Annotated in this window: 27 protein-coding genes, 1 pseudogene and 1 riboswitch; of the genes and pseudogenes, 16 read left to right on the top strand and 12 right to left on the bottom strand. The window is 41.9% G+C overall.

The genetic code is table 11. The annotated features are described in order from the left end of the window. Nucleotides 1-291 precede the first annotated feature (291 nt). From JOC94_RS07380 to JOC94_RS07365, 4 genes and pseudogenes are all read right to left on the bottom strand, one after another. A complete protein-coding gene (locus JOC94_RS07380; RefSeq protein WP_205178999.1) occupies nucleotides 292-2,217 on the bottom strand; it encodes an ABC transporter permease in 1,926 nt (641 codons plus the stop codon). A gap of 97 nt (nucleotides 2,218-2,314) precedes the next feature. Beyond that, nucleotides 2,315-2,566 (bottom strand): annotated as a pseudogene (locus JOC94_RS07375) (ATP-binding cassette domain-containing protein); the annotation flags it as partial. 100 nt (nucleotides 2,567-2,666) lie between these two features. Further along, nucleotides 2,667-3,668 carry a sensor histidine kinase gene (locus tag JOC94_RS07370; protein WP_205178965.1) on the bottom strand — a complete coding sequence of 334 codons (1,002 nt, stop codon included), beginning with the start codon at nucleotides 3,666-3,668 and terminating at the stop codon, nucleotides 2,667-2,669. A 1-nt stretch (nucleotide 3,669) separates the two neighbouring features. Then, the gene (locus JOC94_RS07365) at nucleotides 3,670-4,356 is read right to left on the bottom strand and encodes a response regulator transcription factor (RefSeq protein WP_077112508.1); all 687 of its coding nucleotides are present in this window, start codon (nucleotides 4,354-4,356) and stop codon (nucleotides 3,670-3,672) included. A gap of 83 nt (nucleotides 4,357-4,439) precedes the next feature. Here JOC94_RS07365 and JOC94_RS07360 point away from each other — a divergent pair, with 83 nt between their 5' ends. The 3 genes from JOC94_RS07360 (at nucleotide 4,440) to JOC94_RS07350 (ending at nucleotide 6,695) form a co-directional block, all read left to right on the top strand. After that, a complete protein-coding gene (locus JOC94_RS07360) occupies nucleotides 4,440-4,727 on the top strand; it encodes a hypothetical protein (RefSeq protein WP_077112506.1) in 288 nt (95 codons plus the stop codon). A gap of 431 nt (nucleotides 4,728-5,158) precedes the next feature. Beyond that, nucleotides 5,159-5,779: a hypothetical protein gene (locus tag JOC94_RS07355; protein WP_083717607.1), complete on the top strand. Its 621-nt coding sequence runs from the start codon at nucleotides 5,159-5,161 to the stop codon at nucleotides 5,777-5,779. A 151-nt stretch (nucleotides 5,780-5,930) separates the two neighbouring features. Continuing rightward, complete coding sequence (locus JOC94_RS07350) at nucleotides 5,931-6,695, top strand: SDR family oxidoreductase (protein ID WP_077112502.1); 765 nt, start codon at nucleotides 5,931-5,933, stop codon at nucleotides 6,693-6,695. A 350-nt stretch (nucleotides 6,696-7,045) separates the two neighbouring features. Here the strand turns inward: JOC94_RS07350 and JOC94_RS07345 are convergent, their stop codons facing one another. Continuing rightward, nucleotides 7,046-7,669, bottom strand: coding sequence for a 3D domain-containing protein (locus JOC94_RS07345; RefSeq protein ID WP_408021907.1), 624 nt, complete (start codon nucleotides 7,667-7,669; stop codon nucleotides 7,046-7,048). Between the two features lie 221 nt (nucleotides 7,670-7,890). On the opposite strand from JOC94_RS07345, the gene JOC94_RS07340 reads away from it, so the two are divergent. From JOC94_RS07340 to JOC94_RS07330, 3 genes are all read left to right on the top strand, one after another. Beyond that, nucleotides 7,891-8,505, top strand: a complete 615-nt coding sequence (locus JOC94_RS07340) for a class I SAM-dependent methyltransferase (protein ID WP_213089000.1) — start codon at nucleotides 7,891-7,893, stop codon at nucleotides 8,503-8,505. Nucleotides 8,506-8,698: 193 nt separating this feature from the next. Further along, nucleotides 8,699-8,777, top strand: a riboswitch (glycine riboswitch). 97 nt (nucleotides 8,778-8,874) lie between these two features. Then, nucleotides 8,875-9,150 (top strand): ACT domain-containing protein, encoded by a 276-nt coding sequence (locus tag JOC94_RS07335; protein ID WP_077112499.1) that lies wholly within the window; start codon nucleotides 8,875-8,877, stop codon nucleotides 9,148-9,150. A gap of 13 nt (nucleotides 9,151-9,163) precedes the next feature. Next, nucleotides 9,164-10,525: a PFL family protein gene (locus JOC94_RS07330; protein WP_077112497.1), complete on the top strand. Its 1,362-nt coding sequence runs from the start codon at nucleotides 9,164-9,166 to the stop codon at nucleotides 10,523-10,525. A 63-nt stretch (nucleotides 10,526-10,588) separates the two neighbouring features. Here JOC94_RS07330 and JOC94_RS07325 read toward each other — a convergent pair whose 3' ends face one another. Continuing rightward, on the bottom strand, nucleotides 10,589-11,209 hold the full coding sequence (locus tag JOC94_RS07325) for a superoxide dismutase (protein WP_077112495.1): 621 nt from the start codon (nucleotides 11,207-11,209) through the stop codon (nucleotides 10,589-10,591). A 434-nt stretch (nucleotides 11,210-11,643) separates the two neighbouring features. Between JOC94_RS07325 and psiE the strand changes: the two genes are divergently transcribed. The 6 genes from psiE (at nucleotide 11,644) to JOC94_RS07295 (ending at nucleotide 17,320) form a co-directional block, all read left to right on the top strand. Then, on the top strand, nucleotides 11,644-12,084 hold the full coding sequence (psiE, locus tag JOC94_RS07320) for a phosphate-starvation-inducible protein PsiE (protein ID WP_077112493.1): 441 nt from the start codon (nucleotides 11,644-11,646) through the stop codon (nucleotides 12,082-12,084). A 79-nt stretch (nucleotides 12,085-12,163) separates the two neighbouring features. Then, nucleotides 12,164-12,721 (top strand): O-acetyl-ADP-ribose deacetylase, encoded by a 558-nt coding sequence (locus JOC94_RS07315; RefSeq protein WP_077112491.1) that lies wholly within the window; start codon nucleotides 12,164-12,166, stop codon nucleotides 12,719-12,721. Nucleotides 12,722-12,769: 48 nt separating this feature from the next. After that, nucleotides 12,770-13,375: a class I SAM-dependent methyltransferase gene (locus tag JOC94_RS07310; protein WP_077112489.1), complete on the top strand. Its 606-nt coding sequence runs from the start codon at nucleotides 12,770-12,772 to the stop codon at nucleotides 13,373-13,375. A 13-nt stretch (nucleotides 13,376-13,388) separates the two neighbouring features. Beyond that, nucleotides 13,389-14,003 (top strand): class I SAM-dependent methyltransferase, encoded by a 615-nt coding sequence (locus JOC94_RS07305; RefSeq protein ID WP_077112487.1) that lies wholly within the window; start codon nucleotides 13,389-13,391, stop codon nucleotides 14,001-14,003. Nucleotides 14,004-14,719: 716 nt separating this feature from the next. After that, nucleotides 14,720-15,427, top strand: a complete 708-nt coding sequence (locus JOC94_RS07300) for an MOSC domain-containing protein (protein ID WP_077112485.1) — start codon at nucleotides 14,720-14,722, stop codon at nucleotides 15,425-15,427. Nucleotides 15,428-15,469: 42 nt separating this feature from the next. Then, nucleotides 15,470-17,320, top strand: coding sequence for an SLC13 family permease (locus tag JOC94_RS07295; RefSeq protein WP_077112483.1), 1,851 nt, complete (start codon nucleotides 15,470-15,472; stop codon nucleotides 17,318-17,320). A 44-nt stretch (nucleotides 17,321-17,364) separates the two neighbouring features. On the opposite strand, the gene JOC94_RS07290 is transcribed toward JOC94_RS07295, so the two are convergent. Further along, nucleotides 17,365-18,231 carry a fructosamine kinase family protein gene (locus tag JOC94_RS07290; protein WP_205178963.1) on the bottom strand — a complete coding sequence of 289 codons (867 nt, stop codon included), beginning with the start codon at nucleotides 18,229-18,231 and terminating at the stop codon, nucleotides 17,365-17,367. A gap of 128 nt (nucleotides 18,232-18,359) precedes the next feature. Between JOC94_RS07290 and JOC94_RS07285 the strand changes: the two genes are divergently transcribed. Then, the gene (locus JOC94_RS07285) at nucleotides 18,360-19,283 is read left to right on the top strand and encodes a hypothetical protein (RefSeq protein ID WP_077112479.1); all 924 of its coding nucleotides are present in this window, start codon (nucleotides 18,360-18,362) and stop codon (nucleotides 19,281-19,283) included. 80 nt (nucleotides 19,284-19,363) lie between these two features. On the opposite strand, the gene JOC94_RS07280 is transcribed toward JOC94_RS07285, so the two are convergent. Both JOC94_RS07280 and JOC94_RS07275 read right to left on the bottom strand, forming a co-directional pair. After that, on the bottom strand, nucleotides 19,364-19,819 hold the full coding sequence (locus tag JOC94_RS07280; RefSeq protein ID WP_077112477.1) for a DinB family protein: 456 nt from the start codon (nucleotides 19,817-19,819) through the stop codon (nucleotides 19,364-19,366). Nucleotides 19,820-20,149: 330 nt separating this feature from the next. Continuing rightward, nucleotides 20,150-20,794 carry an alpha/beta hydrolase gene (locus JOC94_RS07275; protein WP_077112475.1) on the bottom strand — a complete coding sequence of 215 codons (645 nt, stop codon included), beginning with the start codon at nucleotides 20,792-20,794 and terminating at the stop codon, nucleotides 20,150-20,152. A 452-nt stretch (nucleotides 20,795-21,246) separates the two neighbouring features. On the opposite strand from JOC94_RS07275, the gene hprK reads away from it, so the two are divergent. Beyond that, the gene (hprK, locus tag JOC94_RS07270; protein WP_077112473.1) at nucleotides 21,247-22,161 is read left to right on the top strand and encodes an HPr(Ser) kinase/phosphatase; all 915 of its coding nucleotides are present in this window, start codon (nucleotides 21,247-21,249) and stop codon (nucleotides 22,159-22,161) included. Between the two features lie 231 nt (nucleotides 22,162-22,392). On the opposite strand, the gene JOC94_RS07265 is transcribed toward hprK, so the two are convergent. From JOC94_RS07265 to JOC94_RS07255, 3 genes are read right to left on the bottom strand one after another with little or no spacing between them, the layout of a single operon-like run. Further along, a complete protein-coding gene (locus tag JOC94_RS07265; RefSeq protein ID WP_205178962.1) occupies nucleotides 22,393-24,045 on the bottom strand; it encodes a b(o/a)3-type cytochrome-c oxidase subunit 1 in 1,653 nt (550 codons plus the stop codon). Then, a complete protein-coding gene (locus tag JOC94_RS07260) occupies nucleotides 24,042-24,515 on the bottom strand; it encodes a cytochrome c oxidase subunit II (RefSeq protein WP_077112469.1) in 474 nt (157 codons plus the stop codon). The genes JOC94_RS07265 and JOC94_RS07260 overlap by 4 nt, the downstream gene beginning before the upstream one ends. A 24-nt stretch (nucleotides 24,516-24,539) precedes the next feature. Beyond that, a complete protein-coding gene (locus tag JOC94_RS07255; protein ID WP_139345665.1) occupies nucleotides 24,540-24,698 on the bottom strand; it encodes a cytochrome C oxidase subunit II in 159 nt (52 codons plus the stop codon). Between the two features lie 312 nt (nucleotides 24,699-25,010). Between JOC94_RS07255 and JOC94_RS07250 the strand changes: the two genes are divergently transcribed. Together JOC94_RS07250 and JOC94_RS22860 are read left to right on the top strand one after the other, a co-directional pair. Further along, on the top strand, nucleotides 25,011-25,328 hold the full coding sequence (locus JOC94_RS07250; protein WP_083717606.1) for a DUF3870 domain-containing protein: 318 nt from the start codon (nucleotides 25,011-25,013) through the stop codon (nucleotides 25,326-25,328). Between the two features lie 278 nt (nucleotides 25,329-25,606). Continuing rightward, nucleotides 25,607-25,816, top strand: a complete 210-nt coding sequence (locus JOC94_RS22860; protein WP_236017012.1) for an LLM class flavin-dependent oxidoreductase — start codon at nucleotides 25,607-25,609, stop codon at nucleotides 25,814-25,816. Nucleotides 25,817-25,905 lie beyond the last annotated feature (89 nt).

Here is a 25,905-nt window from a genome sequence, read left to right as displayed (position 1 = left end):
TTGAACGAATCGTGCATAGTAGGTGCCGTTTTCTCCCACTTAGACCTTTTGGATCAACTCCGGTCTTGAAGGGGTATATATGGCACCTTACATGCGGGATAAATCTTAATAAACCCAAAATGATTGGTAAATGAAATGTATTTTTTCACCACCGTATCCTGTTAGAGGACTAAGTCGGAATGTGATTCAAATGTCGAAGATGAGAATATTGTATTGATCGTATTGTTCTGTTTTTATCTGAATTTTATCCTAATCATAAAAAAACTCCGGGCTAAAAATGCCCGAAGCTTTTTACAACGCATCTTGAATGACCTTTTTATAATAAAGGACGGAGAGCAGGCCGAAAATGGAGTACAGCGCAGTATATAGCCCCATGACGATAAACATGGGTGTCCATAATTCGGTTCCGAAGTAGAACCAGCCGGACTTGACGGCGAAATAGCCGTGAAGCAATCCAATTCCAAGCGGAATGCCGAAGTTGAACAATTGTTTTGCCTGAATGCCCCGTAGCAAGTCTCTTTGTGAAAACCCGAGCTTTCTCAAGATGGTGTAGTTTGGCTTTTCATCTTCACTTTCATCCATTTGCTTGAAGTAAAGGATACAGCCTGAAGTAATCAAAAAGGTAAGTCCTAAAAACCCGACGATAAACATGAGCATCCCAAAATATTGTTTGGCAAATTTGTTTATTTCATAACGCGAGATAGCATCGGTTTTATGAAAGCCAAGTTGTTTAAAAATGTGGTTCGCTTTTTGTATCTCTTTTTGGTCTTGAATGTCTATTCCGATATAATACGGTTTTATTTGAATATCTGGATTTAGATGCTGCTTCATATGGTGAAATACGGTATCGTCTACAATGGCAGCCAGCTTAATATCATTTAAAGCGGTAAAGTCTATGGAAATAATGGACTCCTCCCGCAAGCCTTTTAACGTTTGGGAAATGGTTTTATTTTGCGTTTTCCACTTCATTTTCCCGCCTTCTTTCAAAGGTATGTCCACATCGTTTGATGGGCCGCTAAACACCGTCTCGTCAGAAGAAACATCCACACCCTTAACATCTTTGTCACTGACGACAGCCAATACCATTGTATCGGAATTCACGCCATCCTGGTTGTCCAGAATATCCTTTACATTGGCTTCTACTTGCAGAACGTTGATTTTTGTTTCGCTGAATGCGATCTGCTTCTTTTTAAATGCGGTTTTCAATTCATTTGCGTCCTTTACATTCTTAAAGGTAAAATCAGCCGGATAGTCTTGAACCGAATTATCCACCGAACAGTAAGAAATGTAAGAAAGAGAGAGAAAGCCGATCGCCAGTGCTGAAACAGTCGTAATGACAGTCAAAAGCAAGGCATTTGACTTCATTCGGAACATGATGGAGGAAAGCGACAGTACCTCGTTTATATTCAGATACCCGTTCTTTTTTTTCCGAATGAGATGGAAGATAAAACTGACCGATCCTTTATAAAAAAGGTAAGTTCCGATAATGACGCTGCCGAGAATAAACAACATGGTGGACGCTAATTCTTTAGCGAATTTACCACTAAACATTTCCGTTGAAACATAATAGCCAATGATAATCAACGCGATTCCGAGTACGCCGATGAAGGCATCGCGTTTGGATAATTTCTTTATTTTTACTTCCGTTGAAGAAAGAACCCGGAATAACGACAGGATCGTTTGCTTTTTGATAAACAAGTAGTTCATCAACATGATGAAAAGATAAATAACAACAAAAACAGGCACTGTCTGAAACAACGCTTTTGTTGAAAAATGCAAGGTGGCGATTGCATTGATATCGGTTATTTTAAATAAAATCATGATGATGAACTTGGAAGCGGAAAAGCCGATAAAGATGCCGATCGCCAAAGAACTGAAGTAAAGAATGGCGTTTTCGGCACTCAACAGCCGGAAAATTTTGCTCTTGGTCATGCCAATGAGCTGGAACAATCCAATTTCTTTGCTTCTTCTTTTAATGAACAGGATATTGGCATATAAGAGAAAGACTGCTACGATTGCCACGAGCAAGACAGATGCGGCCTTGAATCCGGCGACGCCTTTGGAAGAGGAAGCTGTCTCCTTGATTATTACTGGGTCATATTGCAAGGTGACAAAAGCGAAATAAAGGGTCACACTGAAAATTAAAGCAAACACATAGAGGTAATAATTCTTTATATTTTTTTTTAAGTTGCGAAAAATGAGCTGATTAATGTTCATCATGGACACCGCCCAACACACCTTGGGTTTTCATGATATCTTTCAGGAACATCTGCCTCGCTTCTTCGCCTTTCAGTTGCGTATGTATTTGTCCGTCTTTAATAAAGATGACCCTTTGTTTTTCCTTCCTGCCGACGATGTCTTTTCCATCAATTTTGATCGTATCCCGGCTCACTTTGTCAATGGAAGAAAGGACGTTAAGCAATGTCATTTTTCCCGAGCCTGACGCGCTCATGATACTGACAACATCTCCGTTTTCCACTTGAATATCTATTCCTTTTAAAACTTCCTGCTTGTTCAATTGATTTCTGTCACTTTTGTCCGATTTTTGCGCGTCTAGAATACTCAACCTTGTTCACTCCTTTACTTGATATGTTTTATCATAAAAGGATTGGCTGTCTTTTTCCTTCGACTCGCCGAACAAATCATAAAAGCATGTGACAATCATGTCACATGCTTGTGAGACTCACAAATTCGTTTTGTTTTGGAAAGATGAGGGTGAATGTCGTCCCTGCTCCCGGCTTTGATTTTACATCGATTTGAATCAATAACGATTTTGCCGCTTTTTTCACCAAATACAGCCCCATTCCTGTGGCGGCTTGGTCTGGATGAGTTGTTGAGGTAAAGCCTTTGTCAAAGATGCGGGGAAGGTCCTTCGGATCAATCCCTCGGCCGTAGTCCCGCACTTCAAGGACTGTTTGACCATTTTCCATCCTGCTGCGAATGATAATTTCGGAAGCTTCGCTGTATTTTACCGCGTTTGTTAACAGTTGTCTTATGATAAAAGCCATCCATTTATCGTCACTCAGGACTTCATCCACTTGCAGGTCCACTTCAAATCCGATTCCTTTTTGCATACACCATGACTGCAAATTTTTAATTTCTTTTACAATCAAAGGCTCCAAGGGAACTTTTCCAACATGAAGATCGTTTTCAATGAACGAAATCCGTTTTTGATGGAGTTGCTGATCAAGCAACAGATGGATTCTCAGCCATTCATACGCCAGCCGCGCTTTCGCTTCTTCATCATCCAACCGTTCAATCATTAAGTGCATGGTTGTCATGGGAGTCTTCACTTCATGAATCCAAGATAATAAATCATCTTTTTTCTGCTCGAGGGCCAGCCGATTTTTACTATATATTTTCATCTGTCTGGCTGTTTGATCCGCCAGGCTGTTTTTTACTATTTTTTCAAAAGGTGATCTCGCTTCCGCGATCCCCGCCAAATCAAGGCTGCCTTCCCAGTCTTTCAGGCTTTTGTAAAAAGGTGTTTCTATATTGTAGCGGACTGCCAGAAAGATGATGAAAATCAAGGCCGTTAAAAAAATAATATAGCCTACTGACGCGAGCGGGATGGCTGAATCAATATAAGCGATAAAAAGAAACAGGAGTTGGGTAAATAAAAATAACAAGATCCAACTACATCTTTCGATCAAAAATTTTTTTATCATGTTACTGCTCCTCTTCTTTCGCCATATAACCTTGTCCGACTTTTGTTTCGATAAATTTGCCAAGGCCTATCGTCTCGAGGCTTTTCCTTAAACGGTTTACATTGACGGTCAGTGTATTGTCGCTGACAAATCTTTCATCATCCCAAAGGCTTTTGATCAATTCCGACCGGCTGACGATGGTATTTTTCTTTTCAATGAGCACTTTCAAGATAAACATTTCATTTTTGGTCAATTCAATTGTCCCGTTTTCATTGGTAACCGTATTTTTCGCGTAGTCCACGGTGGCGCCGCACCAGCTTTTCATATCCAACGTGTCTGTATTATAGTTATAGACACGGCGGAGAATGGCCTGTATTTTTGCAATCAGCACATCAAAGTGGAAAGGTTTCTGGATAAAATCATCCGCACCTAGTTGCATGGACATGACCATGTCCGTAGGGTGGTCTCTTGATGACAAAAAGATGATTGGCACATTGGAATGAGAGCGAATCAACCGACACCAATGAAAGCCGTCAAACTTCGGCAATTGGATATCAATAATGACCAAATCAGGTTTAATCGCAGTAAATTCCTGAAGCACCCGGCCAAAATCTTCTACGCCGTACACATCGTAAGACCATTGTGTCAAACGGTCTTTGACCTCATTGAATAAGGATGCATCGTCTTCTATGAGAAAAATCTTGAACATGGTATCACCATCTTTGCTTTTCTAAATATTATTGTATATGAAAATGCATGTATAATGATAGTGGACATAAAAGGAGGGAGTCGATGGATTTGCTTGCGATCCAACCTTATATTAAAGTTACCAGGGTCGTGGATCTTGAACAAAAAAATATTGTTCAACACCGGCAAATATACTTATATCGAAACCGTATTGTTACCCGCTACCGAAGGTTCCCTATAGAGGATGTCCTTGATATATCTTTTCGGAAAGTTGGCGGTGAAGGGGGCCTGCTCTTTTTACACACTGTTCAGGGGATATTCTCTTATGTTGTTGAAACTTCACCGGAATTATTTATTCAGGCGTTCAAGGTTTATATAAAAGACTTGCGGTGATATGCAAGTAAAAAAATAAATTCAAGATACAATTTAAAGGATGTAACCGGAAAGTTGGTATGTGGCCTGGAAAGGTCGGCAAACAACCGGACAGTCTCAATGGGTGAGAAAAGCATTGTCCCACATGAGTTTAAGACCATTTTCCAGGAGTATCTCAGAATTGCCCAGAATTTGACATATCCATCAGGTAATCAATCGAATAGGGGACTCCAGGCGTTACGAGCCTCGCGAGGTACGCAATGGCAAGTGAAGAAGCTCAAGCAGACTTGCGAAAAAGCATGGCTTGTAGTGTAAAACGACAGTGTATAAATTTTTCGCAAAAAGCAAATTCAAAACAAAACGCCTAGCTTAATACCCCTAATACACGAGAAGATCAAATTTGATATAATGTAAAAATATCACTTTTTATTTAACTTTTAGGAGGAATTTTTTTGAAAAAATTAGTGTCAGTACTATTTCTTGTGTTTGTCATGGTGATCGTTTCAGCTTGCGGAAAGGAAGAAGCGGATAAAAAGAAGGCGGAGCCGGCAAAATCCGAGCAAGAGGAGAAAGGTGTGGAAGTGGAGAAAGGATTACGAAATGTGGAAGTCACACTTCCCGCATCTTTAATTGGAGAGAAAGATACAGACGAACTCATAAAGGAAGCAAAGGCAAAAGGCGTAAAAGAAGTGACAAAGAATGATGATGGATCAATCACTTACAAAATGTCCAAGCAAGAACATGAAAAAATGATGCAGGAAATGGAAAAAAGTGTTCAGGAATATATCGAAGAAACGAAGAATGATGAAAATGTTTCATCCATAAAAGACATTACCCACAATAAGTCGTTTACTGAGTTCACTCTTAGTGTGGATCAGGAGAAATACGAAAAGAGCTTTGACCGTGTTGCGGCTTTGGGACTCGGCATGTCCGGATTGTACTACCAAGTATTTTCTGGAGAGTCTGCGGAGGAGGCCAAAGTAACCATCTCGTTGAAAAACGCGGATACGGGGGAAGTATTCGATACAATTGTTTATCCTGATGATTTACCAGCCGAAGAGGGGAAAAACTAGTTCATCCTTGGTGTAAGAACACCGCCTCTTGTTCCGGGCGGAACTTGCATTTATAGACATTTGCTCTTTTAAAACATGGTTCCCTAGTTATTTTTGTATATAATAAAAAGAGAAGGATAAAAATGGATAAAGGCTTATAGAGGTGAACATGATGAGGCATGCTGTAATCACTGCGGGTTCAAAGGGACTGGGAAGGCAAGTCACAGAAAGGTTTCTTCGGGATGGCCGCTCCGTCACAGTCAGTTATCGAAGTGATGTGGCGAGAGTGGAGGAATTAAAGAAGGATTGGGAGCCTTTTTCCGAGCAACTGCAATTTGTCCAAGGGGATGTCACGAAAAGAGAAGATATAGCACGAATTGTGAAGAAGGCACTGGAACGCTTTGGCCGAATCGATTATTTAATCAATAATGCCGGTCCTTACATATTTGAACGGAAAAAGCTCGTTGATTATAAAGATGACGAGTGGGACGAAATGATTCATGGCAACTTGAGTGCCGCCTTTCATTTTCTCAAGTTAACGGTTCCTGTTATGCGCAAGCAGCGATTCGGCAGAATCGTTACATATGGATTTCAAGATGCTGAACAATCTCCGGGATGGAAGTACCGCTCCGCATTCAGTGCCGCAAAAGTGGGACTCGTATCTTTAACAAAGACGATTGCGTTGGAAGAAGCCGAGTTTGGCATCACTGCCAATATGGTTTGCCCTGGAGATATTGTCGGCGATATGAAAGAAGCAGACATCGAAACGGCAAGAAAAGTGAGGGATACGCACACCCCGATAGGGCGTTCCGGTACAGGGGAAGATATTGCCCGCATTGTTGCCTTTTTGTGTGAAGATGATTCCGATTTGATAACAGGAAGTGTGATTTCGGCGTCCGGCGGGCTGCGCGTTGTTCATCGTTATGATAAAAGTTAAGATCACCCAAATGTAATGGCTATGTCTTGTCCCCCTCATGCATTTACTGATATGGCTTTATAAAACAGGGTGCTTACAAGAAAATGGGGAATTTGATCCTTGATATTTGCGGGAATCTGTCATGAGCTGTGGAAATACTTGTGGTATATGTTGTAAAAACAATGGAATGGAAATTATGGAATGATTTCAATCGGAGACCGTCTAGGGCTCCGATTTTTTTGATAAAGGCTCTATATAAATGTTGGGGTTTTAAACATATGTCAAAATGCAAAATCAGTCGCAGAAATACGAAGCGTTTTTCTGCGACTGATTTACTTTAGAAGCTTTTTAGACAGCCCCTAATTCTTTGTTTACTCGTAAACTGTTACTTTAACTGTTCTGACTCCCCAGTTTAATGCTTCCTGATTAGTAGGCACGTGCAAGTCAATTTTATTTCCTTTTATCGCGCCGCCAGTATCTCCCGCAACGGCAGTTCCGTATCCTTCTACATGAACTTTGGACCCAAGAGGTATGACATTCGGATCAACGGAGATGACTTTGGCGTTAGGGTTTTTTATTAAATCAATGCCGGTAGCGGTAATGCCGCTACATCCTTTGCAACTGGCCGTGTAGGCTGTCGCTGTAACTGTGATTGTTTTATTGGCAGTTTCATTTGTCGTATCATTCGTAGTTTCATTCGCGGTTGCTTCGGGACTGGCAGTCTGAACAGGTGCTTGTGGCTTTTCTGTTGTATTGACTGGCGCCGCCGTGTTTGAATTCGTAATCGTTAATACTTGATTCGGGATGATAAGGTCACTTGTTAGTCCGTTCAAACTTTTTAATTGGCTGACGGAAACCTTATGCTGTAATCCGATACCCCAAAGTGTATCTCCCTTTTTAACTGTATATGTGTCCGTTGCCGCTGAAGCTGCTCCAGAAAAACCTACTACTAGAATAGATGCTGTAACCATAGATATGACTATTTTTCTCAACATGCAAAACTCCTTTATTTTAAATCGTAGGTCTTAGTATAACAGGGGAATATGACAGCCGTATTTCATCTGTATATACTTTCGGTTACAAAATATTTCCAAAAAACATGAACATGTCTTGGTAACCAAGCCAGGGAATCGCTATTTTCAAGGTTCTAAACAAAAAAGACACTATATTACAGAACCGTGTTATATTTTAATAAAGCCGGGAGCGAGGAGGAAGAATGGTGAAAAAAGAGAAGCTGGTTCGATTGTTTGACAGGCAAGCGAAAAGATATGCCAAGGGAAAGGATTCTGCTTCGTTAAAAAGGTGGCGCCAAGAGTTGATTCGTCAAGCCGAAGGAGAAGTTCTTGAACTGGCGGTTGGGGCGGGAGCCAATTTTCCTTACTATCCTTCAGGGGTCAAGGTGACGGCGACGGATTTTAGTGAAGAGATGCTTCGCAAAGCCAGGGTGGCGGCCGCCGCTCATCACATGGATGCTGTCTTTATTTGTGGCGACATCGAGAAAATGAGCTTTGATGAGGAATCGTTCGACACCATTGTTTCGACGCTTTCATTTTGTTGTTACGAAAATCCTCTCGGCATGTTTCAAAAAATCCAGCGTTGGTGTAAGCCTGACGGGAACATTTTATTATTGGAGCATGGCATTAGCTCTCATGTCGCGATTTCGACATTCCAAAGGACTTTCAATCCACTTTTTTGCCGTGTGGTCGGATGTCATCATAATCGTGACATGCTGGAGCTTGTAAAAGCTTCGGGAATCGAGATTGACAAGGTGGAAAGCCACTGGTTTAACATGGTGCATCTTATTTGGGCCAAGCCGGGAACCCGGGTCTAGTGCGTTATCATCCGAGTCGGAAGGGTATGGCAAAGGCGAATGAGAAGAAATGTCCTTTGCGCTATTATTTCACGATTATCAGACGGGAGTGCTAAGTTTCTAAAAACTGCTATTGACTCAATACGAGCCGGATTGTTAAAATAACTTATCGACAAAAATATGAGCAATGAGGGTTATGGATCAAACTATAACCGGAGCAGCTTCTGGAGAGACCGTGATTTACGCGGCGCCGAAGGATTCACAATCTCAGGCAAAAGGACAGAAGAGTAACATACGAACTTTTATGTACGTTATTCTACTGACTTTCGGAGATTGGAGAGATCCAATCTTTTTTTATGTTTACAATTTCAAGAAGGGGGCTATTACAACATGGAGAAAAGACGCGCAGTTGTCAGCGTGGTTGGGAAAGATCAAGTAGGGATTATTGCAAGTGTAACGAAAGTGTTGTCGGATCACCACATTAACGTTTTGGATATCCGGCAAACCATTTTGCAAGATTTTTTTACAATGATGATGGTTGTTGATGTAACGGGCATTGAAAATTTGGAAGGCTTGCAAAAACAGTTTGATGAACTTGGCGTGAAAATTGGACAGCAAATTAATATTCAACGGGAAGAGATTTTCCAGTCGATGCACCGTATATAGAAGGAGAATGTATATGAATATAGCGCTGAACGAAATGATGGAAACGATTCGGATGGTCCAAATGGAAAACTTGGACATTCGCACCGTCACCATGGGAATCAGCCTGTCGGATTGTGCTGATTCTGATTTTGAAAAAATGAACAAACGGGTTTATGAGAAAATCATACAATACGCCGGGAATTTAAAAAGCACGGCGGAGGCGGCAGAAAAAGAATTCGGTATTCCAATCGTCAATAAGAGAATATCCGTCACGCCAATTGCCGAGTTGCTGGGCAATGCGACGAAGGAGCAGGCGGTGGAGTTGGCCAAAACATTGGACAAAGCGGCCGCCACAATTGGCGTCGATTTTATCGGAGGTTATTCTGCTCTCGTTCATAAAGGCATTGCCAAAGGAGATCAAACACTGCTTGACGCTCTCCCGGAGGCATTAAGCGTAACGGAGCGGGTTTGTTCTTCCATTTCTGTTGCCACAACAAGAACGGGCATTAATATGGATGCTGTTCGCGAGATGGGTTTGATTATAAAAGAAGCGGCGGAAAGGACGAAGGATCGAAACGGGATTGCCTGTGCCAAGCTTGTCGTTTTTTGTAATCCTGTTGAGGATAATCCGTTTATGGCGGGTGCTTTTCACGGTGCGGGCGAAGGAGAAGTTGTGCTGAATGTGGGAGTCAGCGGCCCGGGCGTCGTGTTAAATGCTTTAAGGCGCCATCCGGAGGCTGATCTTGGAGAAGTGGCAGATATTATTAAGAAAACGGTTTTTAAAATCACGCGAGCCGGCGAACTGCTTGGCAGGGTTGTTGCAGAACGTCTCCAAGTTCCGTTCGGAATCATGGATTTGTCACTTGCTCCCACGAACGCCATGAATGACAGTGTTGCCGATATTTTGGAAGAAATCGGCCTTGAGCGGGTCGGAACACATGGGACAATTGCGGCTCTCGCTTTAATGAATGACGCAGTAAAAAAAGGAGGGGCCATGGCGAGTTCTTATGTCGGCGGTTTGAGCGGCGCTTTTATCCCGGTGAGTGAGGATGAGGGAATGATCCGGGGCATCGAAGACCAGGCGCTCACTTTATCCAAACTGGAAGCCATGACATGTGTTTGCTCGGTTGGACTCGATATGATTGCCTTATCCGGCGATGCTTCACCTGCCACGCTGGCTGCGATCATTGCGGACGAAGCCGCGATCGGTATGATTAATAAGAAAACGACAGCCGTTCGCGTCATTCCAGTCCCGGGAAAGCGGGAAGGAGATATCGTGGAATTTGGCGGACTGCTTGGGCGGGCGCCAGTACTGGGTGTCAACCAATACAGCTCAGAGAAGCTTATCCGCCGGGGCGGGCGTATTCCTGCACCGCTGCAATCATTAATTAATTAAGTAACATAAAAAAAGCTCCCGGGTCACCAGTCCGGGAGCTAATGGCATATTTCTTTGCCTCAATTACCTTTTATTCAACGCTTCCAAATACAATTCATTCACTTGATCCCAATTCACAGTGTTCCACCAACTAGAGACGAATTCCGGTCGTCTGTTTTGATACTTCAAATAATAAGCATGTTCCCAAACATCTATGACAAGCAGCGGTGTTTTCCCGGTCATTAACGGCGTGTCCTGATTAGCAGTACTCATGATGGATAACTCCTCACCATCAAGTACAAGCCAGCCGTACCCACTGCCAAACCGGGAAATGGCTGCTTGGGAAAGCTTATCTTTGAAGTTATCAAAGGTTTTAAAGTAATGTTCGATGGCTTTAGCAATATCCCCTGTTGGTTCATCACCTCCTTTTGGGCACATGATTTCCCAAAAAAGGCTGTGGCAGTAATGCCCGCCGCCGTTATTTCTGACACCTGTCCGTATTTCCTCGGGCAGGGAATCCAAGTTGCTGAGGATATCCTCAATCGGTTTATTTTGCAGATGTTCATGGCCTGCCAACAATGTATTTAAGTTATTGACGTATGTAGCGTGATGTTTACTGTGATGGATTTCTAATGTTCGGGCGTCAATAAATGGTTCGAGTTCATCATAATCATAGTTCAATTCCGGTAAAGCGAATGATGACACTTCTATTTCCCCTTTCCTATTAATTATTGCACATACACAAAAAAGTTTCCCTAATGCAAAATTAATATAAAGAGGTGTCTTTGTCAACTCTTTCGTACAAAATAGGACTTTATTACTACGAGAGGTTTTTTGAAGTTCTCTAAAAAAGGTTTTTATGATTCATTTGAAAAGTGGTGTAGGGAAAATCAGGATTTGGTTTTCTGTCATACAGGTTGCTATTTCCAAAAAATGTTTGATTTTCAATTGAAACATGCGGAGTACTATCGCTAAAATAAAAGTTGTAAAGGAGGATGGGCGACCGTGAATTGTAGAGCAACATAATCCTTAGTCGGTCGTTGGAGTGTTCATGATCTGAAAGAAAATATATACACTCCAGGCGGGTACCCTAGGATTTTTCATAAAAAATAATGTCACTTTATTGAAGGAGGAAGCGCATGTTCAAAATCAAAAAGAATATTTCTTTTGTGCAATTGATCCCGAAAGTACTGCAAATTATTTTAAATATTTCACTCGTCTTCCTCGCCATCATTTTATCCGTTTTACTTATACAGGAGTTAATCATTTTCGGCCAAATTCTTATTCGAAAAGAAAGCAATGATTATAAACTTTTTCTGGCCAATATCCTTCTCTTCTTCTTATATTTTGAGTTTATTACGATGATCGTAAAGTATTTTAAGGAAGAATATCATTTTCCCCTCCGCTACTTTCTTTATATAGGCATCACGGCCATGATCCGCTTGATCATTGTTGATCATGATCACCCATTAAATACGTTGTTTTATTCCATTGTGATTTTAATTCTGATCATCGCGTATTTCATTTTGAATATTACGCCAAGAGAACGTCCAGACAGCAAATGGTTTTTCAAAAAGTAACAGGAAAGTAGTCTATAATCTTTGCTTTATAGGCAATTCTCGCTATGATGAAAGTATGAAGTGAAGGGGTGATGTGCGAATGGAAGTGGAAATCAATAGAAGCACGCTTACGTTAATGAGAGGCGATATTACTAAACAGAAGAGGGATGCGATCGTCAATGCGGCAAATGGCACTCTTTTGGGCGGAGGCGGGGTGGATGGAGCCATTCATCGAGCGGCTGGACCCGAGTTGCTGGAAGAGTGTAAACGGCTTCGGAAAGAAGTTTTGAAGGGAGAGATGTTGCCAACGGGTGATGCGGTCATCACCAAAGGGTACCTCCTGCCGGCGCAATATGTCATCCATACGGTGGGTCCTGTTTGGCAGGGAGGAGATCAGAAGGAAAAAGAGCTGCTCGCCAATTGTTATAAAAACGCACTAGGCCTGGCGAGTGAAAAAGGACTGCAAAGCATTTCTTTTCCATCCATTTCAACGGGAGTGTACCGTTTTCCCATTGAACTCGCCTCAAAAACCGCTTTAAGCACGATTATCGGCTTTTTAAAAAAACATCCATTCGGAAAAGTAGTCATGACGTTATTTTCGGAAGAGGACTATCACACATATCAATCATCTCTGGAAGAACTGATAAAAGAAATATAAGAGCTGTCCGAAATAGAGCATAACATTGAATGAACGGGGAGCTTAATGATGATTGATTACAAATATGATAAGTTGTTATCTATAAAAACCACCGGAGATTGTGAAGGCCCCTCTGCCCATGTTCATTATCACCGTTATGAGCCGACACCCTATGCGGCGTTGGAACAGCTTTTTTCCCGCTATAGGCTGTCCAAAAGTGACTGTTTCGTTGATATGGGATGCGGCAAGGGGCGGGTTGCTTTTTTCGCCCACCATCTTTTTCAAGTCTCGGCAACAGGTGTGGAAATGAACCCTTCATTGTATGAATCTGCGCTCAAAAATCAAGCAAATTATATTAAAAACGGGAAGCTAAAAGCAGGTATCGTTAATTTTCGGCGTCTATTGGCGCAAGAATATGACATACATCCAAGTGATAATGTTTTTTTCTTTTTCAATCCCTTTTCTGTGCAGATTTTCATGAATGTCATTCATCATATTGGCTTGTCGGTGGCACAAACTCCGCGGAAAGTTGATCTTATTTTGTACTATCCTTCCATTGAATACGTGCATTATGTGATCAATTACACGCCATTTCAGCTTATAGACGAGGTTCGGGTCGACTTTTTATATGAAAAAAATGATCATGAACGGTTTTTAATTTTCAGGTGGTGTTAGAGGAGGGACAACGATGGGAAATATGTGGAATAAGCGGTTTGCTACAGAGGAATATGTATACGGAGAAGAACCCAATGCATTTATTCGGGAACATGTCGGCCAATTGAGGGCTTGCGGGCCGGTCGTCTGTTTTGCGGAAGGTGAAGGGCGCAACGCGGTTTTTTTGGCAAGGGAAGGCCATGATGTGACAGCTTGGGATTATGCGGAAAGTGGTCTGCGAAAAACGAAAAGTCTGGCGGCAAAACACGGTGTCGTTGTAAAGACTAAAACAGTCGACTTGCTCGAGTATGAAGTTGAAGCAGGCCAGTTTGATGCGGCAATCATGGTGTTTGGCCACTTTCAGAGTCGCGATCAAAAAGAAGTTTTTAAGAAAATGCTCAAGGTCGTCAAACCGGGCGGTGTGGTGATGCTGGAAGTGTACTCGAAAGAGCAAATCAGGTATGGGACGGGCGGTCCACGGGAAATCGACATGTTGTACGACCCCAAGGACGTGCTGGATTGGATCGGAGGCCATCATGTAGTTCACTTTTTCTGGGGCGAACAGGATCGAAAAGAGGGCACTCTTCATAAAGGATTGGCCCATGTGATTCAATTGGTTTTGAAAAAGAAAAGATCAGATGATGAATAAAAAGCAATCCTGCATTTTAGTCTGTCATTCCGATAAGTTCATATTGGTAACCAAAAAATAAATCAAAGTCTGATATGGAATCTAACCGTTAACGAAACTGCAATATAACCTAAAAAATTGCAGCGTGTGGCTGATTTAGCAAAGGGGTTATACCGTACGGTGGGTTGAAAGGAATACTCAATGAATATCATCTTGATGATGTTGAAGAGGTGTTCTGATTCATGCAAATGATGGAGAGGAAAGCGAGTAATTACCTGGAATCGGCGAGAAAATGGATAAAGCGGACAGTATTTTTCAAAAGCCGTGAGTAAATCGGAAAATTGGATAATATTTTTCAAAAGCCATGAGTAAATAAGAAAATTGGATAGAATTTTTCAAAAGCCATGAGTAAATAAGAAAATTGGATAGAATTTTTCAAAAGCCGTGAGTAAATGGAAAATTGGATAGAATTTTTCAAAAGCCGCGAGTAAATGGAAAATTGGATAGTAAACCCCAAAAAGACAAGTCAATCCCAAAGGGGGGATGGATTTGCCGTGACTAAGCTTTCGAAGATTTGTTGACAGCCTGAGCAGTTATTTACTGCTCTTTTTTATTTGAACTAATGAAAGTTATCTACCTTATTTAAGGAATTCCCTTTCCTGCTTTTCTATGTTTGGCATCTTGATCAAAGAGAGATAAAATAATATTATCTCAATGGATAAGGTGGAAGTTGCAAAGTGGATGCATTTCTGAAAACTGTTTTTATTGGCCAACCTAAAACAATCGGCGAGAAACATGCTGAAAACCCGATGGATCGGGAGTGGCGGAGCGGTATCTTTAAAGAACCTGTTCAACGCTCTGTTTGGCTTGGAAAAACAAATTTACAAGGGGATGGCCAGGCGGATTTGAAGCATCATGGAGGTCCGGAAAAAGCGGTGTTCGCCTATCCGCTGGAACACTACGGCTATTGGAACAATGAATTTCCTGATGCGGGGTTGCTTCCTGGAGGGATGGGGGAAAACTTTTCGATCAGGCATCAAACAGAAGAAGATGTGGCGATTGGCGACATTTATGAAATTGGTGATGCCGTGATACAAGTATCCCAACCAAGACAGCCTTGCTGGAAGCCGGCCCGGCGATTTAAAATCAAAAACTTGGCTTTGCTGTTGCAGAACACAGGCCGTACTGGCTGGTATTACCGTGTATTAAAGGAAGGATACGTTGAAGCGGGTCAATCCTTTACGTTAATGGAGCGCCCGTATCCATATTGGACAATCGAAAAATGCAATACAATTATCCACAAGGATAAAGAAAATATGGAAGAAGCAATGGAGCTTTCTCGCTGTGAAGCTCTTTCTGCCAATTGGCAAGTAACATTAAGCAAACGGGTCCTGAAAAAGGATATGCCGGATATCCGGAAAAGAGTATACGGACCAAATGAATAAGCGGGTACTGTATGTAGTAAAACATGTTTAGAAAGGATTCAGATGAATTTGGACCTTATATTGACATTTGTAATTTTAGGCATCACGATTATTTTATTTATGTCCAACCTGATTCGGGCCGATCTCGTGGCGGTTATGGGTTTGCTGGCGTTTGTATTGGCGGGAATATTGAGCCCCGCAGAAGCGCTTGTCGGCTTTTCCAATTCCGTTGTGATCATGGTCGCGGGTTTATTTATTGTCGGGGCGGGTATTTTGCATACCGGACTCGCGCAGATGGCAAGCAAATTCGTTCTCCGTTCGGCGGGGAAAAGTGAAAATAAGCTGTTTGTGATTCTGCTTGTTATCGTTGCGCTCATTGGTACATTTATGAGCAACACTGGAACAGTGGCGATCATGCTGCCGATCGTTGTCAGCATTGCCATTAGCATTCACAGCAGTCCTTCCAAGTTTTTAATTCCACTTTCATATGTGGCCAGTTTTTCCGGCTTGCTGACATTGATCGCTTCCCCGGCAAACTTGATTGTCAGTGAAACACTTGTCGAAAATGGATATAAAAAGCTTGGTTTTTTTGATATTACACCTGTAGGGCTTGTCGGCGTCGTTATTGGTATTTTGTATTTATACTTTGTACGCAATAAACTGCTTCCGAAAGGGAAGAAGCGGGGTGGTTCCGAAGATGAACACCAGCTTTCGCCCAAACAGCTCTCTGTTGATTATCAGCTGGGGGGCCGCTTGTATAAAGTGCAAGTGCCTGAAGAATCAGTGATGATTGGCAAACGTCTGTCTCAATTAAAAATACCGGCAACGTATCAGCTATACATTTTAAAAATTGTCCGAAAATCCCAAGAAGGATTGAATCTTCTGCCAATCAGATACCAAGAGATGGCTGGGCCGACGAGTGTCATTCAACCAAAAGATGTGTTATATGTTCAAGGCTCACTTGAAAACATTGAAAAAATGGTCAAAGATTTCGGATTGACAATCGATGAAGAACAATCTGAAGCAGATGAGCTTGTATCCAAACAATTAGGCATTGCAGAAGTCCTTTTGACCCCGCACTCCAAATTCATTAACCAAACGATTAGGGGAATTGGCTTTAGAGAAAAATACAATTTAAATATTTTGGGCATCAATCGTCAAGGGCAATTTGTTTTGAAAGAGCCATCCAAGCAGCGTCTTCGCTTTGGGGATGCTCTTTTAGTCCAAGGTTCTTGGGACTCCATTGAGTTGTTGGCGCAGGAAACGAATGACGTTGTCGTTGTCGGGCAGCCGCAAGTACATGCCAGAAAGGCGGCGGCAAGCGGTAAGGCTCCTGTCGCTGCCGGTATTATTTTACTGATGGTTTTTCTTATGGTATTTGAAGTGTTTCCAACTGTTATTTCGGTATTAATTGGCTCCGTATTAATGATTTTGACAGGGTGCCTGCGCAATATGGATGACGCCTATAGCCAAGTCAATTGGGAGACCATTGTTCTTGTCGCCGCCATGTTGCCAATAGCGACTGCTTTGGAAAAAACCGGCGGAATGCTGATCCTTTCGGAAATCATCATTAAAACGATGGGCGGATTCGGATCGCTCGGTGTATTTGCAGGCATATATTTGCTGTCGATGATTTTTGGCCAATTTATTAGCAATACGGCGACCGCTATTTTATTTGCGCCTATTGCAATGAATGCGGCGTTGTCGATTGATGCCAACCCATATACATTTTTAATTGCTGTCGCAGTGGCATCCAATATGGCTTTTGCCACACCGGTTGCTTCTCCGACAAATGCGATGGTCATGACGGCGGGAGGCTATAAAGTGTTCGATTTTGTAAAAGTCGGCATCCCTTTAATGGCCGTCGTGTTTGTTGTCATGATGTTTGCCATCCCGTTCTTTTTTCCATTATAAGGATGCAAAAAAGTACTTTCATTTGGTGAGAGTGCCTTTTTGAATTATCCAACATAACGTGTTAACACCCTATCCACCTGTGTTCCATACACTTCACCAAACAGGTTGAGATGGACAAGCAAATAGTATAACTGATACAGTGGCTTTCTTTCATGATAATGCGGATCTAATGGATAGCGGTCGCTATAGGCACGATAAAATTCTTGTGAAAAGCCCCCAAACAGTTCCGTAAAGGCGATTTCAAAATGTCTGTCGCCAAAAAGAAAGGAAGGATCAATAAGGTATGGGCGGCCGCCGGGTCCGGCCATCCAATTGCCGTTCCATAAATCTCCGTGCAAATAAGACGGCTTAATATCTTCTGGAATCCAGTTTCCCAGACCCTTCAACAGCTCGTCCATTTTTTCTCGCCTCTTCCCCGTAATGACGTTATTTTTCATTCCCAGCTCTAATTGGGCGCGCAGCCTCCGATCTCGATAATACTTGAGCCAATTGTCGTAAGGTCCGTTTGGCTGAGGCAGTATACCAATATAAGTATCTTGAGAAAAGCCATGTTTTTCCCCGGCATGTTCATGCATGGCGGCCAATTGACAGCCGAGCAGGGTCTGAGTATTTACAGTTTCCTGTCCTTCAATCCATTCCAAAACGAGAAACGCCGCCTCCTTTTCATCAGAATAGGCCAAAACATCGGGTACGGAAATGGTTCCTGTATCCTTTATGTACTGTAAGCCCTTGGCCTCCATTGAGAAAAAATGCTTTGGGGAATTTGGGTGACACTTGATAAAATACTTGTTCTTGTTGGTTTCTACGAAAAAGCTTTCATTAATCGACCCGCCATGCGCCCGCTTTATCTCCCGGATATTCGTATGATCGCCCGCGGCCGCCAAAGCCTTTACCAAGGTTACTTTCACCATGAACGCCTCCTTATCATTATCTTCAAAAAATATGAAATTCCAATTTTGTTATCGACATTATCAAAAAACCATTTACAATAAGACTAGCGGTTTTATCCGTGAAAAGACAGAGGGAGTTTAAAGTAGTAATGAAGACAATACTCACGGTATCGATGATCAGCTTTATGATGTTGTTTATCTTCGGCTGTACAAAGAGTCATAAAATATATGATGAAATGATGGAGCAAGGGCATGAGCAAATAAAACAAGAAAACTATGAGATTGCAACTGACTTTTTTAAGAATGCTTTAAATGAAAAGAAAAATGATGAAAAAGCTGCCATCCTGTTTCAACAGACCCAAAAAATGACAGAAGCCAAAAGGTTTTTCGATGAAGGCAAATTGGACGCCGCTAATAAATCAGTTGAGCAAGTGGTTAACATGAAAGATGGTTCGGACAGTCTTGTAAAAAATGCCAAACAGCTGCGAAAACAAATAGCTGATATGGAAGCGGTAAAAAAGAAATATGCCGAGAGTTACGAAGAGGCCAAGAAAACATTCCAAAAAGAACGATATGACGAATCCATTTCTATACTCGAATCTATTTTACAACAAGACTTGAGCCATCCGTTTTTTTCAGATATAAAGCATGATGCAGAAACAAGCTTGTCGGAAATGAGGGCAGTAAAAGCGACAGCAGTAAAGGAAGCGGAAGAACTAGCGAGAGCCAGGGCAGAAGCTGACAGAGCGGAGAAAAAGCAGTTCGTACTAAAGGCAAAAACGGTTGGAGCAGCAGAAGGGTATTGGCTCACCGCCGACAAGGCGGCCGCATGCCACCTTACAAATGATTATCTTGCCTGTGCGGTGAAAGAGTCGGACGACTTGTTTAAGGACCAGATCGTAGAAGTAAATTGGTTAAATGAAGTTGAATTAGAATTGACGTTTGCAGACGGCTATAAAACAAAGCTCGCTTTGGTGGAAAAGAATGTGTTGCATACGGAGGGCGAAAGAATGTACAGGGTCTCAAAAGAGGAAGCGAACAGCATTTATGAGGGCCATTATAAGCTCCCATAAAAAAACAAAGGGTTTTCAGCCCTTTGTTTGCGATTAGAAGTGCGACTGGGCTACCGTCTGCTGCGCTAGCCCCGTTTTCTTTAAAATAGTTTTTGCATGGATATGATGATTCCCAGATGAATCCCTTCGTGCCAAGTCACGAATTGGAGCGCGGCGTCTACCGTATCCAATTTGAGATATCGAATATTTACAGTCTCATCGGCAGTGTTTTGCAATTTACTATTAAAATAACTCAGTATCCGCTCGCCCTGTTCTTCAATGGCTGTTAAAAGATCTTCCACGGAGGGGATCTCACTGCCCCAGTCGGCAGGGCTGGATCCGTCGATAAAAAGATCGTACCATTCCGGGTGTACAATCTCATAATCGTGATCGGCCTTGCTTAAATAATCTTCAGCCGTTATGTAAACGTGACCCGCGTTCCAGCGTATCGTATTTGAAAACATCGGCGGCTGCTCGTCCCATTTGTCATCAGGCGTATTTCTCAATGCGATCAGGAAAGCGGCACGAGAATATTGAAACATGTTTAATGATTCCATTCGATACACCCTTTTTCACTTATTTTACATCATTATATTCCAGGCATATGTCCAACTCCAATAATCTGTTTGACAATGCAAAAAAGACTTGTCATGGCCGTGCCATATCTTGGAACGGGGTTCTGGTAAGGTGCAATTTCCAAGCGGCGGTGCAAGAGAGAGCCAGGAAAAAGAGAAGCCCTTAAAGGAATACAGGAGCTGTCTATTGTTTAGTACAAATCTCATTGATGTTTCGTTGTTCATGTAGTAGCCCTTCGGAAAATGAAAGACGCACAAATCCTTTTTCGAAGTTTTTTTAACTCCTATAACAAAATTACCTTTGTATACGGGTTATAACCGTATAAAATCATCTACGCTTTTCATTACCTGATCTAAGGCCGAGATTGACATTGCGGTATGAAAGGGTTCCATCTCTAGAGAGTGATTGGCATTGGGGATTATTTTTATTTCCATATTTGTTTGATGTTGAATGCTTTCGATTTTACTTGGAATATAATGGTCATCTTTTTCCCCTATCACAATAAGCGTCGAATGTTTGCACATCAATAGTGTTTCAAAAATGGAGTCAAACCGCAGTAATGGGGTTAATAGAACCATTTTAGAATGTACATACCTATTGTTTTTCATCAGGTCGTTAATAAGGGGAATTGTGCCAAGAGATTTCCCTAAAAACATAGTTTCTTGATATTGATTACTTTTAAGCACATCGTCAATGATGGGTTTTACATCATGACTGATCATGTTTGTTATTTCTGCCAATGGAAGTTTGAATATATCCTGTCCGTAAGAATAGTGGACATGGACAACATCGTACTCATTTTGTAGCATCGTCATTGTCGAATAATAAAATAATGGCTGATCATACGTGTAACTTAATCCGGAAAACATAAAACAAACAATCTCATTTCCATTTTCAATATGAGTGTATGGAATTTCTTTTTTGTTCGCTATTAGCGTTTTTTGCTGAACTTTCATGTCGTTTCACCATCTTATCTTATTTTATCCCGCATGCAAGGTGCCATTATACATCACTTGAAGACCTGAGTTGATTCAAAAGGCCTAAGTGGGAGAAAACGGCACCTACATGCCAAATTCGTTCAACTAACATTCAGTAGGAGATGGAAGAAAACGCCCACTGAATGAAGTTTCACTTTATTCTAAAGGCTCATGTAAGGAGACTTTCCATTCAACTATATAACAGAAACGCCAAAGAGAGACGCTTTGGAATTTCTTTTTGACAAGGTCATTTAGTTTCTCGATTTGTGAGCCGAGAACGATTCTATGTGTAAAAATCGACATTTTTAAGTTTTAGGAATGTAAGCGCTTAAAAATGGGCATTGTGATGGATGACGTTTCCTCTTTTTTCAAGTATAATCCAAAACATAAGGATTTCCTTTGTTGATTAAGTACAAATGGAGAGTGTCATCGTGAAATCAATTACAGTAAAAGAATTAATGAACAAGTTTTCATTAGAGGTATTGGCTGGGGAAGACCAGCTTGATCGCAAGATTACAAAATCAAAAGCGCATCGTCCGGGATTGGAGTTTGTCGGTTTCTTTGAATTTTTTCCGATGGAGCTTGTTCAGGTGTTGGGGAGAAAAGAGTTAAACTTTTTACATACACTGACAAATGAGGAGCAGAAGTTGCGTATTGGAAATATCGTTCATTATCATCCGCCTTGTTTTATTATTACGGCAAGCCAGGACAGCATACATCATCTGACCCAGTGCTGCATTCAAGAAGGAATTCCTCTGCTTCGGACGCATGAGGATCCGACATCGGAATTTGTTTCCAAGTTGGATGCTTATATGCTGAAAGCATTGGCTCCCGAAATGGCCATACATGGCGTTTGTGTGAATGTCTCGGGAATTGGGGTTTTACTCAGGGGAAAATCCGGTATTGGAAAGAGTGAAACGGCTCATACTTTGATTCGCCGTGGACACCGCTTGGTGGCCGACGATGTTGTGACATTAAAAAAGCTGGGGCCGCAAACGTTGTTGGGAACCCATGATCAAAAGACGAAGGAACTGCTTGCATTGCGCAGCATTGGCCTTGTGAATGTCGTTCGTCTATACGGAAGAGAGGCGTTCCAGGATCAAACCCGAATTGTGTTGGATATTGAACTGACGAAATGGGAAGAAAACTCGTTATACAATGATCTGGAGTTGGAACCGAAATTTTCGGATTATATGGGTGTTCGAATTCCATACATTGAAATCCAGCTTCAACCGGGCCGTGATGTGGCAGGACTTATTGAAGCAGCCGCCAACAACTGGTATTTGCAGCGGGAAGGTTACAGCGCTATGGAGGAATTTTCCAAGCGGCTGGAAACGGAAAAATAAAAATAGACGGGGATGCATGAAGAGATCCTCGTCTATTTTTTGTTCTATTTGAGATGAATCAGGTAATCTCCCTAATAAAGGAAGTTTACTAATTTCGCGTGAATCATGTTACACATTCATCAGCCTCCATTTGCTGTTTCAAGCATCTTCTTTGAGTTCGACAGAAATAATCATGATCGTAGTGGCAACGATCAACATGGAAAATACAGCTAGAAACATATGGATCAACTCCTACCAAGTAATAAACCCTCTTGAACCTACAGGTGCGTGCTGGATCATGTCGTTAAGCGGAACGGCATACGCCAAGACGATGAGCGCCAAAGCGACTCCGACCCAGATTCCCCAGTTTTCCAAATACTTTGCGGTATGCGATGTGTCGCTGTTTGCAATTGGAAACTCGACAAACTCGCTTTCTTTTTTTGCTTTTGGCGCCGCAAATAACAAATTGGCAACGATATACACCATCAAAATGGCTGACAAGAATAAAATCGTTCCTCCAATGGCCATGGTAACGTGGTTGGAGAGCAAGCCCTGAAACCAGTCAAGAGCAGATTCGTGTCCATTGTAACCGGAATAAGCTGTTCTTCGCGGTGCTCCAAGAAGCCCCAACAAGTGTTGTGCTGTAGACATAAGTGTCATACCAATCGCCCAAGAAAACACTTGGATAAAGGCCAGCTTTTGCATATGCTTGGGAAATTGTCTGCCCGTCAAATACGGGATGAGCCAAAAGGTAACGCCCATAAACGTCATGGCGACAGGTGTCCCAACTGTAATGTGGAAATGGCCTACGACCCAAAGCGTATTGTGCACAAGCTCATTTAACTGAAAGCTTGCGTTTATGATTCCCGTAGCTCCTCCAGGGATGAAAAACAGCATGGCGATAAAAATGGATGTAAATCGAACATCTTTCCATGGAAGCTTTCTAAACCAGCCAAACAATCCGGTTCCGCCTTTTTTTCTTCCGGATATTTCAAACGTTGCGAACATGGAGAAGGCGGTCATCAAGGTTGGAATGACAACCATGAACGTCAAGATGACTTGTAAAAACTTCCAAAAACTTTCAATTCCGGGTTCGGTCAATTGGTGGTGGAATCCGACCGGGAATGAAAAGAGAATAAATAAGATAAACGAGAAACGTGCGAGTGAATCGCTAAATACATCTGTTCCGACAATTTTTGGCAAAACTGTATACCAGGCAATGTAAGCAGGCAAGAGCCAAAAGTAAACGAGCGGGTGGCCGAAATACCAGAACAGGGAACGGCTCAATTCAACGTTGATCGTTTCTACCCAACCAAACGACCATGGGATGTACTGAAACACAACTGTCGTTACGACACCCAAGCAGGCGATGATCCATAAGAGCAAAGTGGCCATGGTCATAAAAGCGAATAAGGGGCTGAATTGTCCTTTGTTTTTTCTTTTCCATACGACATAATGTCCAATTAATGCAAAGCTTGTGAGCCATGTTCCGATGATAAACAGTGCAAGCCCGACATAAAACCAGCCGCTCGCTTTTAAAGGAGCGTAAAAGGTATATAACACGGACGCTTTTCCGGAAATGATCATCACTGTTGCCATAACCGTTCCAACTGTCATCACAATTAGCCCCAGCCAGGCTGAGCGGCTTACTTTCGGACCAAAGCTTCCTAATGTTTTGCTCATCCCGGCAATCAAAAAGGCGAAAATGAAAAAGGTGGTAAAAATAAGTGCCAGCAATACGCCATGAGCAGTTAGCACTTGATAGTAATCAAGCCATTTGGGAAGCTCCAGGGAGTCGTTGCGGACAAACACTTGAAGCAAACCGCAAAGCGTTCCGATAATAAATGCGATATAAGCGATTTTGATGTTCCATAATGCCAATTTTCTGTCTGCTAAAGCGATCATGGTTCATACACCTCGATTTCGGTTGACATCATGTGATGGCCGGCTCCGCAATATTCGTTGCAAAGAACCAAATATGTTCCGGGTTTTTCAAACGTATAGCTTTTGTGGGTAATTCTTCCCGGAACAGCCATCATGTTTACTTTTGTATTATCAATGGTAAAGCTGTGGACAACATCTGTACTTGTTAATGTAAATATAATTTCTTTTCCTGCCGGAACTTTGATCTTTCCAGGAAGATACCCAAAAGCTTGGCTGATAATCACTGCTTCATAAGTGTCATCATCAAGTTGTCTTACACCCGGCTTATCAAAGGGCGGTGTCTCGGCCACCTTCTCCGGATCGATCGTATCCATCCCGCCAGCGGGCGTATGCCCATGGGCAAAGGCGGTTACGCCAACAATCGTTAAGAATGCGGCAAGTGATAATGTTCCGAAAATCAACCAGATCTTTTCAAATTTATGAAAATGCATGTCTTTTCACCTACTTTTCTTTTTTTATCTGCCCGCATATAGAAAATACGTAGCGCCCCACATAATAATAATGATGATTCCAACGCCTAACACACTGATAAGTGTTCCTTTTAAATTAGGTTCCGAATGATGGTGTTCCTTAGTAATGTTGACACTTTCCGGTGTTCTTTTTTCTAGTTCCATCGTACTCACCCTCCCGCGTTGATTTCTAATTCCATCATACTTCCGTCAGATTTCCCCTCTCTGTGACAAAAGTCACACTTCACACCGATTTCACATGAACTTCATAATCCATTCAAATTTTTGACAAAAAAGATTCGCGTTGGTGGCAAATATCGGAAAATCTGGCCCCAAATTGAAGTTTTTAAAGCAAGTGTGACAATGAAAAGTACGTATGCAACGTTCCTTGACGAATAATTCTTCGATTATATAAGATAAGTGTGATAAATAGTTTGAAAATTTACTATATAAAGACGGTTGAAAGGGGGATTGACAGTGGTTACGAAAAAGAATCATGTTCTGACTGCCGGTTTTGCGCAGTTCCCGAAAGGTACTCCGATTTATGAAACACAGAAGGTGATCGGGGCCATCCTGATTATTGATAAGTCAACGGATATGATTGTGGATGCTTCTTTTACTTTCATCTTAAAGATGACAAATGAATTTATTTCGTCTTTGGTCCGTGGAAAGTGTATTAAAAATGGCGTTGAAGAGATTATTCAAGAGGTGGAAACAAAGCTGCTCATTCCGGGACAGCGCGCTGTGATTCAATCCATTATTACTGCTTATGAACGTTATCACGATATGAAGTAATACGGAATATTAGCCAAGCTTTGAGTTTACTTAATTGTGTAATATGTAGAAAAATGGCTTGAATGTCAAAAAGATATAGAGTATACTTGCTAATGAAAGCGCTTCATTTATTGCGCGAGACTGGATTATCTACGTGGAAGGGATACTCATCTTTTCCAGGTAAGTGGATGACAAGCCAGTAGTTTAAGAAACACGATGCAAGGCGGATAGCCGTAACATCTGTTCTTTTACTGCCGGCTTTTTTTGTTGCCAAAAAGATTTTCTGGGAGGAGGTCAGTATGGAATTTGGTTTATTTACTGTATTTGATCAATATAAAGAAAAAATGAGTCGGACGCATGAGCAATTGCTTTATGAAGTATTAGAGCAAACGGAGAGGGCAGATCAGCTTGGCTATCATTCTGTCTGGTTCGCGGAACATCATTTTAGCGAGTATGGCATTTTAACAACCCCGCAAATGCTGTTATCGGTGGCGGCAGAGAGGACCTAAAATATTCGTTTAGGAGTATCGATTGTTACGTTGCCATTTAAAAAAACTGAAAATTATGCACTATTGGATGTTTTAAGCAATGGACGCTT

This window comes from Siminovitchia thermophila (genome assembly GCF_016909185.1).
Lineage (GTDB): Bacteria > Bacillota > Bacilli > Bacillales > Bacillaceae_C > Siminovitchia > Siminovitchia thermophila.
The sequence above is the reverse complement of the archived record's forward strand: the minus strand, read 5'-3'. Positions and strand labels throughout refer to the sequence as shown.